The organism is Bartonella callosciuri (assembly GCF_014203215.1).
GTDB lineage: Bacteria > Pseudomonadota > Alphaproteobacteria > Rhizobiales > Rhizobiaceae > Bartonella > Bartonella callosciuri.
Map to the genome: position 1 here is coordinate 25,674 of NZ_JACHIM010000005.1, position 12,103 is coordinate 37,776.

Annotated in this window: 11 protein-coding genes; 10 read left to right on the forward strand and 1 reads right to left on the reverse strand. The window is 38.3% G+C overall.

The features are described from left to right. The first annotated feature begins 83 nt into the window (after positions 1–83). From pyrH to lpxB, 10 genes are all read left to right on the forward strand, one after another. A complete protein-coding gene (pyrH, locus tag HNQ69_RS05235) occupies positions 84–803 on the forward strand; it encodes a UMP kinase (protein ID WP_183229014.1) in 720 nt (239 codons plus the stop codon). A 37-nt stretch (positions 804–840) separates the two neighbouring features. After that, on the forward strand, positions 841–1,401 hold the full coding sequence (gene frr / locus HNQ69_RS05240) for a ribosome recycling factor (protein ID WP_183229015.1): 561 nt from the start codon (positions 841–843) through the stop codon (positions 1,399–1,401). Positions 1,402–2,184: 783 nt separating this feature from the next. Next, positions 2,185–3,003, forward strand: a complete 819-nt coding sequence (locus HNQ69_RS05245) for a phosphatidate cytidylyltransferase (RefSeq protein WP_183229016.1) — start codon at positions 2,185–2,187, stop codon at positions 3,001–3,003. Between the two features lie 15 nt (positions 3,004–3,018). Then, positions 3,019–4,167, forward strand: a complete 1,149-nt coding sequence (locus HNQ69_RS05250) for a M50 family metallopeptidase (protein WP_183229017.1) — start codon at positions 3,019–3,021, stop codon at positions 4,165–4,167. 203 nt (positions 4,168–4,370) lie between these two features. After that, entirely contained in the window at positions 4,371–6,767 is a 2,397-nt protein-coding gene (bamA, locus tag HNQ69_RS05255) for an outer membrane protein assembly factor BamA (protein WP_183229018.1), read from the forward strand. 64 nt (positions 6,768–6,831) lie between these two features. Continuing rightward, complete coding sequence (lpxD, locus tag HNQ69_RS05260) at positions 6,832–7,878, forward strand: UDP-3-O-(3-hydroxymyristoyl)glucosamine N-acyltransferase (protein ID WP_183229019.1); 1,047 nt, start codon at positions 6,832–6,834, stop codon at positions 7,876–7,878. Position 7,879: 1 nt separating this feature from the next. Further along, complete coding sequence (fabZ, locus tag HNQ69_RS05265; RefSeq protein WP_183229020.1) at positions 7,880–8,347, forward strand: 3-hydroxyacyl-ACP dehydratase FabZ; 468 nt, start codon at positions 7,880–7,882, stop codon at positions 8,345–8,347. Between the two features lie 23 nt (positions 8,348–8,370). Beyond that, positions 8,371–9,195, forward strand: a complete 825-nt coding sequence (gene lpxA, locus HNQ69_RS05270) for an acyl-ACP--UDP-N-acetylglucosamine O-acyltransferase (protein WP_183229021.1) — start codon at positions 8,371–8,373, stop codon at positions 9,193–9,195. A gap of 2 nt (positions 9,196–9,197) precedes the next feature. Continuing rightward, entirely contained in the window at positions 9,198–10,070 is an 873-nt protein-coding gene (locus HNQ69_RS05275) for an LpxI family protein (protein WP_183229022.1), read from the forward strand. Further along, positions 10,063–11,271, forward strand: a complete 1,209-nt coding sequence (lpxB, locus tag HNQ69_RS05280; protein ID WP_183229023.1) for a lipid-A-disaccharide synthase — start codon at positions 10,063–10,065, stop codon at positions 11,269–11,271. Before HNQ69_RS05275 ends, lpxB begins: the two co-directional genes overlap by 8 nt. A 14-nt stretch (positions 11,272–11,285) precedes the next feature. Here lpxB and HNQ69_RS05285 read toward each other — a convergent pair whose 3' ends face one another. Next, a complete protein-coding gene (locus HNQ69_RS05285; protein ID WP_183229024.1) occupies positions 11,286–12,059 on the reverse strand; it encodes an amino acid ABC transporter ATP-binding protein in 774 nt (257 codons plus the stop codon). Between the last annotated feature and the right edge of the window lie 44 nt (positions 12,060–12,103).

Genomic DNA, 12,103 nt, shown 5'->3' on the forward strand with positions numbered 1-12,103 from the left:
TTATTAAGAGGGCGTCACGTGATAAAGTGGTGCCCTCAGTGGTGTCGAAAGCAAAAAGCAAATGTGCTTTTGGGAGATTATCGATGACATTAGCACTTCAGTATAAACGTATTCTTTTAAAGGTTTCAGGCGAAGCTCTTATGGGGGGGCAGAGCTTTGGAATTGATGTTTCTGTTGCAGATCGTATTGCTGCTGATATTGCTGAAGTGCGAGAGATGGGCGTAGAAGTCGCTATTGTTATAGGTGGAGGCAATATTTTTCGTGGAGTTGCTGTTGCTTCCCGTGGTGGAGATCGTGTGACAGGTGATCATATGGGAATGCTTGCAACAGCTATTAATTCTTTAGCATTGCGAACATCATTGACAAAATTAGGGGTTGAAACGGTTGTATTATCTGCGATTGCTATGCCACAAATTTGTGAAAGCTTTTCACAACGTAAAGCGATAGGTTATATGAATCAAGGAAAAGTCGTTATTTTTGCGGGCGGTACGGGAAATCCATTTTTTACCACAGACTCTGCCGCTACTTTACGTGCAGCAGAAATTGGTGCAGATGTTCTTCTTAAAGGAACACAAGTTGATGGTATTTATTCTGCAGATCCAAAGATAGACCCTATGGCTAAGCGGTTTGATCAATTGACACATGTCGAGATATTACAATGGGGGTTGTCTGTTATGGATACGACAGCGGTTACTTTAGCGCGCGAGAACAAGGTACCAATTATTGTGTATTCTATTCATGAAAAAGGTGGTTTAGCTAAGGTATTAAATGGAACGGGACGGTTTACAATAGTATCCGAATAGGGATAAGCTTTACGGCATAATTGAAGGAGGTAGAGATATGAGTGTTACATCGATTATGGATGATCTGAAACGTCGCATGGATGGCGCTATTTCCGCTTTTAAATGTGAATTAGGTGGTTTGCGGACGGGACGAGCCTCTATCAGTTTATTAGAGCCGTTAACAGTGGAGGCTTATGGTTCTGTTGTACATATAAATCAGGTTGCGAATATTTCTGTTCCAGAACCACGGATGCTTTCAGTCTCGGTATGGGATAAAACAATGGTAGGGGCTGTAGAGCGTGCTATTCGTGATTCTGGTCTTGGTTTGAATCCTATTACTGATGGTACGAATTTACGTATTCCTTTACCTGAATTAAATGAAGAGCGCCGTAAAGAATTAGTAAAAATTGCACATCAATATGCAGAGCAAGCCCGAGTTGCTACTCGCCATGTTCGCCGGGATGGTATGGATAATTTGAAAAAATTAGAAAAAGAAGGTGAGATTGGCCAAGACGAAGCACATAGTTTATCTGAGAAAGTCCAAAAACTCACGGATGAAGCCATTGCTGATATTGATAAAATTTTAGTTGTGAAAGAATCCGAAATTATGCATGTTTAAGGCGATTTTATTGCTACAAAAAGAACATGATATCGGCGTCGTATAACATCTTTTTATGGGTAAAAATCGGAAGAGATGTTTGCTGTTGATAACAGAATACGAGGGAAAAAGAGATGTATTTTACCGCGGCTTTCTATTTAAAGAAAGGATTAATTTAAAAAGATAGAGCCTTTTGAGTCTTTATTATTGCCCTTGTATAAGCTTGTTTGCTGGAACAAACTATTTTGCAGAATAATGAAAGATTTTTTCAACGTAGCTTTGTAAGGTTACATGATAAAAATCCTTTTATTATTGCGCATTATTTAAAGTATTCCACGGGAGATACTGAAAAAGGGATATTGAGAAAAAACTGATACCTTAATATTTAGAGAGATACAGTGGAATAGGTCCAACACACGGTTGTTATTTTGTGTTTTTGGTTTTCAATGTTTTTTTAGTTTTTTGCGGGTGACTGATATTTTGATAGAACAATGTTTTTATGTGAAACGAATATCAGACCTAGACTTTAAGTTCACATGGGTAGTGAGCAGCAGCTTTCTCATTTTTAAGGTTAAGATTAATGTTTGGAAGTATATTTAAAAATTGATCTTGATACGTAGACTTTTGATCCATTTTTATTGATTATTGATCTTATAAGCACAGTCTTTGTGGATTGTGTCATTTGTGATAAATTGTAAAAAATATGCAAAAGTATGAATATAAAAAAATACTGTGTAGCAAAGTTCTTTGTTCGCACGAATTCCTAAGCTTGTATTTTCTGTTTTTATTATTTGGGATGTTGTTTTGTCTAATCTTATTTATCGTATTCTGACAGCTTTTGTTTTTGGCATTATTGCTTTGTGTTTCACATGGGTTGGGGGAACTTTCTTTTTTTTGTTTGTCTGGGTTATTGGTGGGTTTATTCTTTACGAATGGATTAGTATCACTAAAGAGAAATGGCGTTTTTCACAAAAAATATTAGCGGGTATTTTTTATTTGGTTTTTGGCTCTTTGTTGATATCGAATGTATCTGCTTTATTAATCTTTTGTATTTTAGTAGCTTTGGCAGCATTGTTGGTTATTCTTGGGTCTGTAAAAAAGAATGGTTGGGTTTTTTTGGGTTTTTTATATACATCTTTCCCAGTTGTGGCTTTATCCTTTTTACGGGGCCATGAGACGATAGGATTCCAGGGTGTTATCTTCTTATTTACGATAGTGTGGGGAACAGATATTGCTGGATATTTTAGCGGACGTGCATTGGGTGGTCCTAAATTGGCACCACAGTTTTCTCCTAATAAAACTTGGGCAGGGGCAATTGGTGGTACGATTATTGGAGTTTTAGGTGGTATATTGATCGCTCTTTGGGTTTTTGACATAAATTTAACCAGTTTTTTTGTGCTATTGCTTGCTCTTATTTTATCAATTATTTCGCAATTGAGTGATTTGGGGCAATCATGGTTAAAAAGACAGTTTTCTGTTAAAGATTCTAGTTCTTTATTGCCTGGACACGGCGGATTTATGGATCGTATGGATGGGTTGGTAGGGGCTGCTTTTCTGCTTTATTTAATTGGTTCATTTATGTCTGGTATGGATACACCTTTTAATCTTTTTTGTATGATTTAATTGGGAGAGGATATCTTGGATTTTTTGAATCATATAATCGTTGTGGGCGACTTGCTTTTAAGAAGTTTGAGCGTTCTTTTCGTCGTTATGATTATCATTTTTGTGCATGAAGCTGGGCATTATCTCATTGGGCGTTGGTGTGGTATTAAGGCGGCAGTTTTTTCGCTTGGGTTTGGACCACAAGTAGTGAGTTATATAGATAAGCATGGCACACAGTGGCGTTTAGCGCTTATTCCTTTGGGAGGGTATGTAAAGTTTATTGGCGATGAAGAAGATACGGTTGTACCATCATCTCAATCATTTCCGATTGTTGAAGGTTCATTTGCCAATGCACATACTTGGAAAAAAGCAGTAACTGTTTTTGCTGGTCCTTTATTCAATGTCCTTTTTACCATTGTTATTTTAACATTTTTTTTCTTTATTTATGGTCGTATCGCCATTGAACCAATTGTTGGTTCTTTGGTAAAAGATTCTCCTGCTGTTCAGGCTGGTTTGGGGTTAGGTGATCGTTTTGTTGAAATGGATGGTCGTCGGGTTGAAAGTTTTGAAGATTTAATGAATTATGTGACTTTTCATGGTGGAGATCCTATAGAATTTAAAATGGAACGTATGGGGCGGGTTTTTACGACGGTGATTACACCAAAGGTGATTGAGCGAGATGATGGATTTGGTAATCGGGTTTTGAGTGGAGTGATAGGTGTAGGCGTCCCTGTTGATCGAGATAATCCTATGCGTTTAGATCCGGCTTATGTAAAACATATTCGCTATGGTTTTGTTAGAGCTGTAAGAGAAGCGTCAGAACGTGCCACGTTTATTGCCACTCAAACAATTTTTTTTATGAGTCGTTTAATAAGAGGAAAAGAAGATCATTGTCGGCTCAGTGGTCCTTCTAAGACGATTAAGATTGCCTGGCAAATTAGCGAAACAGGTTTTATCTCTTTGTTGAATTTTACAGCTTTTCTTTCAATTTGTGTTGGACTTATTAATCTTTTTCCAATTCCGCCGCTTGATGGTGGGCATTTATTGTTTCATGTCGTTGAGGTCATTACTAGGAGACCCATATCAGCTAAAATTCGGGGAATTATTTTTCGCTTAGGTTTCTTCGTTGTTCTTCTATTTATATTTTTTGCGTTTTCTAATGATTATTTTTGTTGGTTTCGCTAATTAAGTCATGGAAAAAATTTTACAAATTGGGTAATAATGGAAGAAAATAAATTGAAGTCGTTTACCATGTCCACAAAATATTGTGGCATCGGTTGCTATAATAGGTAATTAAGGGGTAAAAAGTCTCGCTGAAAAAGAGTTGTTATGGCGGTTAGCTTTTTGAAGCATCATTTCTAGAAAATAAAATAAGGTAAAAAAAGCCAATGACTACGAATTCAAATTTTTTTAATGCAGCATCTTTGTTGGCGTTGGGAATAGGAATAATTACTCCAACAACAGCCTTTATGTCAATTGCAATGGTTGGAGAAGTACAAGCATCTGTGGTTCGTTCTATTGAGGTTCGGGGGAATAAATTTGTAAGTGCCCAGGCAGTTCGAGACAATATAAATATTAAAGCTGGACAGAGTTTTTCCATTGGTGATGTTGATACTGCGGTGAAGCGTCTTTTTGGATTAGGCTTATTTTATGATGTGAAAATAAATCAGGTTAACGATAAGTTAGTTGTGCTTGTCAAGGAATATGAGGTAGTCAATCAGGTTTTATTTCAGGGAAATAAATCTATTAAAGATCCTGATCTTAAAAGGTTTATTTCTTTAAAACCGAATGAGCCTTTCAACTCTGCTAAGCTCTCGGCGGATATTAGGATGATTCGTGAAGCTTATAAAACTCTTGGTCGTAATAACGTTGCTGTTACAGTTCAAACCATTAACCTGGGGAAAGGACGCGTAAATGTAGTGTTTAATGTTGTTGAAGGTCGAAAGACAAAGATTCGTGATGTCGTTTTTAAGGGAAATCATGCTTTTGGAAGTCGCCGTTTGCGTGATGTAATTTCAACAAAGCCTTCGGGAATATTCTCATTGTTGTTGGGAGGCGATGTTTATACTGAGGAGCGTTTAGCTGCAGATGAAGAAGCTCTACGTCGCTTTTATTATAATCGTGGCTATGCAGATTTTCGTATTATTTCCTCTAAAGCGACTTTTGATGAAGCAAGTAATACATATAAAATTTATTTTGTTCTTGATGAGGGCCCACGCTATAAAATTAGTGATATTCAGGTTGAAAGCAGCATTGATGGGGTTGATGTTCAATCTGTGAAAAAGATTCTTAAAACTCAGCCGGGTGACATTTATAGCGCAGAGAACATTGAACAATCTATTGCAATTATCAATAATAAGGTTACTGATTCAGGGTATGCTTTTGCTAAAGTTGAACCACGGGGAAATCGTGATTTAGTAAATCATACAATTTCGATTTTATATAACATTGAACAAGGTCCACGCGCTTATATTCAGCGTATTGAAATACGTGGCAATGAAAAGACACGTGATTATGTTATTCGCCGTGAGATTGATTTAAATGAAGGGGATGCTTACAATCAAACTCTCCTACAGCGGGCAAAGCGTCGTCTAGAAAGTTTAGGCTTTTTCAAAGCTGTTAATATTTCAATGGTTCCTACAGATCAGTCTGATCAGGTTACCTTAGTTATAGATGTCGTTGAAGCTCCAACAGGAGATCTTTCTTTGTCTGGAGGATATACAACGGGTGGTACAAGCCCTGGTATGTCACTTGAAGTGTCTGTTGCAGAACGTAATCTTGGAGGACGTGGTCAGTATGTTCGTTTAGGGTTAGGCGCTGGACAAGAAAAATCCCGCAATTACAATTTTTCATTTGTTGATCCTTATTTTTTAGGTTACCGTTTATCTTCTGGTATTGATATTTTTCGCAGTACTTACCGTGCTGATAAAGCATATGATGTAAGACAGACAGGGGGGATACTGCGGTTTGCGATGCCTATCAGTGATACATTATCTGCAAATGTTGCTTATTCTTATGTTCAGGAAGAATATGATTTTGGTAAAGAGTATGACTTAAACAAAGAGGCTGACATTAAGGAATTATATGGGAAATATTCTGGAGCAATCGTTCAGGCGGCAAAGCAAAGTCCTTGGAAGCGTTCATCTATTAGTTATGGTCTAACCTATAATACTATTGACGATATGAAGAATCCACATGATGGGTGGTATGTGCGTGTTCTTCAGGAATATGCAGGGCTTGGTGGGAGTGCAAAGTTCTTGAAGACAACTGGTAAAGCGATGATGTACAAGACGCTTTCTGAGCAGATGGATCTTGTTGGTTTATTTTCCTTTGGAGGTGGTTATATCCACGAAATAGGTCGAGATGGTGTTCGTATCTTCGATATGTTTAAAGCAAGTTCTGATATGATCCGGGGATTCAAATATAATGGAATAGGTCCATTTCAGATTTCCAATAAAGGTGAAGTTTATTTCTTAGGGGGGACGACGTATATGAATGCGACTGCTGAAGTACAATTTCCTATATCTGTTTTTCCTGAGGGCTTAGGAATGCGCGGTGCTTTATTTGCGGATGTTGCAACGCTCTATGGCAATAATTATCGTCCTGTTTTTGAGGGGGAAGCGCCTGTTACGCATACCAAAAGTGCTTGGCGTTCGTCTGCAGGAGTGAGTTTGCTGTGGGATTCGCCATTTGGTCCACTGCGTTTTGATTATGCTTGGCCAATACAAAAGCAGGAAGGTGATCATTTGCAGAAATTAAACTTTGGTATTTCTACGAAGTTCTGATTTAGCTTTTCTTTAGAGGAAAAGATTGAAGGGAATGGATTAGGCTGGGAGAGAAAGTGTTTTGATGGCGGATACATTTTTTTTTACGCCGTCCCGGCGATTAACGGTTGCGAATGTTGCAGAACTGACAGGTGCGAAACTTCTTAATCCAGAGTTTTCTAGCACAGTTATAAATAATCTTTCTTCACTTGAGAATGCTGTGGAAGGTTCTCTTGTTTTTGTAGAGCATCGGAAGTTTTCTGATGCTCTCTTAGGAAGTTCTGCTGTTGCCGTTTTTTGTACGAATGAAATTGTTTTTAAAGTTCCTGAATCTATGGCAATTTTGGTAACATCCACACCACAGCGTGATTTTGCCCAGATTGGTCGTATTTTATTTCCTGATTCCGTCAAGCCAATGCCTTGGTTTGGAGAGAGAGAAGTTTCGCCGCATGCGCATATTCATCCAAGTGCTAAGTTTGAACGTGATGTGTGTATTGAAGCGGGAGCTGTCATTGGCAGAAATGTTGAGATTGGTGCAGGAACTCTTATTTCATCCACTGCTGTTATTGGTGAAAACTGTCGTATTGGGCGTGATTGCTATATTGCTCCCAAGGTAACCATCCAGTATTCTTTAATAGGTGATAGGGTTCAGCTTTATCCGGGTGTTTCTATTGGGCAAGATGGTTTTGGTTATGTCGGGGGTATTTCTGGAGTTGAAAAAATTCCACAGCTTGGTCGTGTTATCATTGAGGATGGTGTAGAAATTGGTGCAAATACAACAATTGATCGTGGAACATTTGAAGATACTATCATCGGTGAAGGGAGCAAGATTGATAATTTAGTACAGATTGCCCACAATGTGAAGATTGGTCGCTATTGTCTTATTGCGGCGCAATGTGGAGTTGCTGGAAGTACATCCATAGGTGATATGTCTCAACTTGGTGGAAGCGTTGGGGTCGCTGACCATATCGTTATAGGGAAGTGTGTTCAGATTGCTGCTGGGAGTGGTGTTATGAATGACATTCCGGATGGAGAAAAATGGGGGGGAAGTCCAGCACGACCATTTAAGCAGTGGTTCCGGGAAGTAGCGGCGTTGCGTAATATTGGCAGAGTTAAAAAGGAGAAACGCTAATATGATCAACACCGAAGAAAGTAAAAACTTAGAGGCTGTAGATATTGAAAAATTGCTATCAATATTACCGCATCGTTATCCATTTTTATTAATTGATCGTATAGTTGAAATTAATGGTGAGCAAGAAGCTATTGGTATTAAAAATATAACGATTAATGAACCACATTTTACGGGGCATTTTCCTGCAAAGCCGGTTATGCCTGGGGTCTTGATTCTAGAGGCGATGGCGCAAACAGCCGGAGCAATCTCACTTTTAAGATTAGGGAATAAGCAGACAAATTTAGTTTATCTTATGACTGTTGATAATGCGAAATTTCGTAAACCTGTTGTACCTGGTGATCAGCTAAAGATTCATGTTCAACTTTTAAAAAAGAGGTCTGGCATGAGGCGTTTTTCATGTATTGCAAAAGTAGAGGATGTCCGCGTTGCTGAAGCCGAAATTGCTGCGATGATTATCGAAGAAGAGTAGACAATATTAATGGGAATTTAAAAATGTCCGGTACGAAAATCCATCCAACTGCTCTTGTGGAGAAAGGAGCACAGCTTGGTGAGAATGTACAAGTTGGGCCATTTTGTCATATTAGTTCAGAGGCTGCTATTGGCGATGGATGCAGTTTGATGAGTCATGTTGTGATAATGGGGCGGACAACCTTAGGAGCCAATAGTAAAGTGTTTTCACATGCAGTTTTGGGGGCAGAACCGCAAAATAATAAACATAAGGGAGGGCATACGACACTTTCTATTGGTGAGAATTGTACGATTCGTGAAGGCGTAACAATGCATAGAGGCTCTGATTCGAGTACGGGGATGACGATTGTTGGTAATAATTGCCAATTTTTTTGTTATGCGCATATCGCTCACGATTGCTATGTAGGAAACCATGTAACCTTTGCAAATAATGCAATGATTGCTGGTCATGTTACTATTGGTGATTATGTTATTATTGGTGGTGGTGCTGCTGTTCACCAATTTGTTCGTATTGGGCATCATGCATTTATTGGTGGTGTATCTGCACTGGTTGGTGATTTAATTCCCTACGGGACAGCTGTTGGTGTACAAGCAAAACTTGCTGGGTTAAATATCATTGGTATGAAGCGTGCAGGTCTTGAGCGTAAGGATATTCATGCATTACGTCATGCAGTTGCCATGCTTTTTGATCATAGCAAACCATTTAAAGAGCGTGTCAACGATGTTTCTTCTTTTTATTCTACTTTTCAGTCTGTTGTTGACGTTATTAATTTTATTAAAGAAGAAGGAAAACGGTTTTATTGTACACCAAAATTTGAAGGTGATAGAATAAAAGAAAATAAGGATTAAAAATGCCTTTGTTTCGTGCCAGAAATTTTCTTTCCGGCCGTACTGCCGTTATAGCAGGAAATGGTATTCTACCTGTCACTGTCGCTCAGGCTCTTGAAAGGAATGGACAGAGTCCTTTTCTTGTACTTTTGCGTGATGAGGCAGACGCTGTACTTTATCGTTATGAGCATTGCGAGTTATCAATTGTGGAGTTAGCGCGGCTCGTTAAAATCTTAAAAACAGCAGGAGTTTGTAATATTGTTTTGGCAGGTGGTGTAAAAAAACGGCCACTTCTTACACAATTACAATTTGATTGGACAACATTTTTAGCCCTACCTAAGTTAATAGGGGCTTTGAGGGGAGGGGATGATGCGTTATTAAAAGCTTTTATACAGGTTATTGAAGCGTATGGTTTTTGTGTTATTGGTGCTCATGAGATAGTATCAGACCTTTTAGCTCCAATAAAATTTGATTTAACAGTGCGACGCGCTACGCGAAAAGAGAAAAAAGATATTTTCTTAGCCGCAGAGGCAGCAAAGCTTTTAGGTCGATTAGATATTGGGCAAGCAGCAGTAGCTATCAATGGAAGGGTGGTTGCAGTTGAAGGAGCAGAGGGAACTGATAATATGCTGTGGCGGGTTTGTGAAATGCGAGAAAGAGGGCAAGTTTCGCCTAAAGGTGGTGTTCTTGTTAAATGTGTGAAACCACAACAAGATCATCGCGTCGATTTACCATCAATTGGGCCTACGACAATAATGAATATTGCAAAAAGTGGATTATCTGGCATTGCGGTGGAGGCAAATAAAAGTCTCATCTTATCAGTAAAAACGACAGTAGAAAAAGCCAATCAATATTCTCTGTTTATAGAAACATTTGAAAAGTTTGATTATGAGTGACTTTTCCTTAAAAATTGCTGTTGTTGCAGGTGAAGAATCTGGTGATTTTCTTGGAGCGGATTTGATTTCTTGTTTATCAGAACAGACGGGACGCAATATTCGTTTGATTGGTGTTGGTGGAAGGCATTTAAAGACATTAGGCTTAAAAAGCCTTTTTGATTCTCATGATATTGCTTTAATAGGTTTAGGTGCAGTGTTAAAAAAACTGCCATCATTGCTGCTGCGTATTCGCAATTTATCCAAATTTATCGTACAAGAACAACCGGATTGTTTAATTATTATTGATAGTCCTGACTTTACTCATCGTGTTGCAAAAAAGGTGCGTATTTTAGCACCTTCTATTCCTATCATTAAATATGTTGCACCAACCGTTTGGGTATGGCGGCCAGAACGCGCTAAAGCTATGTGCGAATTTGTTGATCATGTTTTAGCGGTTTTTCCTTTTGAAGAAAAGATTATGAAGGATTTAGGAGGTCCAGCGACCACTTATGTTGGACATCGTCTTTTGACTTATCCTCCCCTCTTGACTGTTCAATCAGAAAAAAAACGCCAATCGGAAAAGAAACATTTAGGGGGTAAACAAGCGTTGTTGCCCACATTAGTTATTTTGCCAGGGTCTCGCAATTCAGAGATTCGCTCTTTAATGCCCATTTTTAGAGAAACAGTAGAAATTCTTGCAAAACGAATGCCTCATTTATGTATTATTTTACCAACTTTGCCGCATTTGGTGAATGAAGTTCGTAATTTTGTACAGGACTGGAAAAGCAACGTAGAGATTGTTGTTGGTGAAGCGGAAAAATGGCGTGCTTTTTCACAAGCAGATGTAGCACTTGCAGCATTGGGGACGGTTTCACTTGAACTGGCATTAGCAAAAATTCCCATGGTTCTTTGTTATAAACTTGATGTTTTTTCTAAATTATTCATTTTTCCCAAAATAATGTTATGGACTGCCGCTCTTCCTAATATTATTTCTGATAAGCCTATTGTGCCGGAATATTTTAATGAGTTTCTACGACCCGACATGTTGGCAAGGCAAATAGAACAACTTTTGCAGAATCCTTTATTGAGACAAGCACAACTCAATGCTTTTGAGATGGTCGAACAAAAAATGAAGACTGAAATCCCATCGGGAATTATTGCTGCTCAAACAGTTATCACTCTTCTCAAAGAAAAATTGGGACACTTAAAACTGTGCAGATAAAACAACACTGATGATTAATGTTTTATCTTAGCAAGAAAATCACGAGCGCGTTGGCTTTTAGGGTTGGTAAAAAATTTATCAGATGTTGTATCTTCAATAATTTTTCCGTTTTCTAGAAAGATAATTCTTTCTGAAACTATACGTGCGAACCCCATTTCATGAGTAACGCAGAGCATCGTTATGCCTGTGTTTGCTAATTGAACCATAACTTCTAGAACTTCCCCAACACTTTCTGGATCAAGAGCTGACGTTGGCTCATCAAAAAGCATCACTTCAGGTTCCATACAAAGTGCACGAGCAATTGCAACACGCTGTTGTTGTCCACCAGAGAGTTGTGAAGGATATTTGTTACAATGTTTATCAATTCCAACATCTGTAAGATAACGAATTGCTCGTTCTTTTGCTTGTTGTTTAGAAAGACCTTGAACTGTCATAGGTGCTAAAATGCAATTTTGCATAACGCTCATATGGGGAAATAAATTAAAATTCTGAAAGACCATCCCTATTTTACGTAGAACATTTTTTTGCTGGTGTAGAGGTGCAGCATGAATATCAATATTGTGAATGCAAATTGAACCGTTTTGTGCTTTTTCTAATTGATTAATACAACGAATCAAAGTTGATTTTCCTGAGCCGGAGGGTCCACAGATAACGATGCGTTCGCCAGGGTTAACATCTAAATTAATGTCATAGAGTACCTGAAAATCTTCATACCATTTATTGAGATTTCGAATAGAAATCACAGGGGCTTTAGTGGTATAGACCAACGTATTACTTTCCACATTCATCTTTTTATGTTCTCTTGTTGATAAGTTTAATATTTTTTATAAAT

What these genes read in the sequence shown, in the direction of transcription:
- fabZ (WP_183229020.1), top strand. Translation starts at nt 7,880, where the DNA reads ATGATCAACACCGAAGAAAGTAAAAACTTAGAGGCTGTAGATATTGAA.
- lpxA (WP_183229021.1), top strand. Translation starts at nt 8,371, where the DNA reads ATGTCCGGTACGAAAATCCATCCAACTGCTCTTGTGGAGAAAGGAGCA.
- lpxD (WP_183229019.1), top strand. Translation starts at nt 6,832, where the DNA reads ATGGCGGATACATTTTTTTTTACGCCGTCCCGGCGATTAACGGTTGCG.
- HNQ69_RS05285 (WP_183229024.1), bottom strand. Translation starts at nt 12,059, where the DNA reads ATGAATGTGGAAAGTAATACGTTGGTCTATACCACTAAAGCCCCTGTG.
- frr (WP_183229015.1), top strand. Translation starts at nt 841, where the DNA reads ATGAGTGTTACATCGATTATGGATGATCTGAAACGTCGCATGGATGGC.
- bamA (WP_183229018.1), top strand. Translation starts at nt 4,371, where the DNA reads ATGACTACGAATTCAAATTTTTTTAATGCAGCATCTTTGTTGGCGTTG.
- pyrH (WP_183229014.1), top strand. Translation starts at nt 84, where the DNA reads ATGACATTAGCACTTCAGTATAAACGTATTCTTTTAAAGGTTTCAGGC.
- lpxB (WP_183229023.1), top strand. Translation starts at nt 10,063, where the DNA reads ATGAGTGACTTTTCCTTAAAAATTGCTGTTGTTGCAGGTGAAGAATCT.
- HNQ69_RS05275 (WP_183229022.1), top strand. Translation starts at nt 9,198, where the DNA reads ATGCCTTTGTTTCGTGCCAGAAATTTTCTTTCCGGCCGTACTGCCGTT.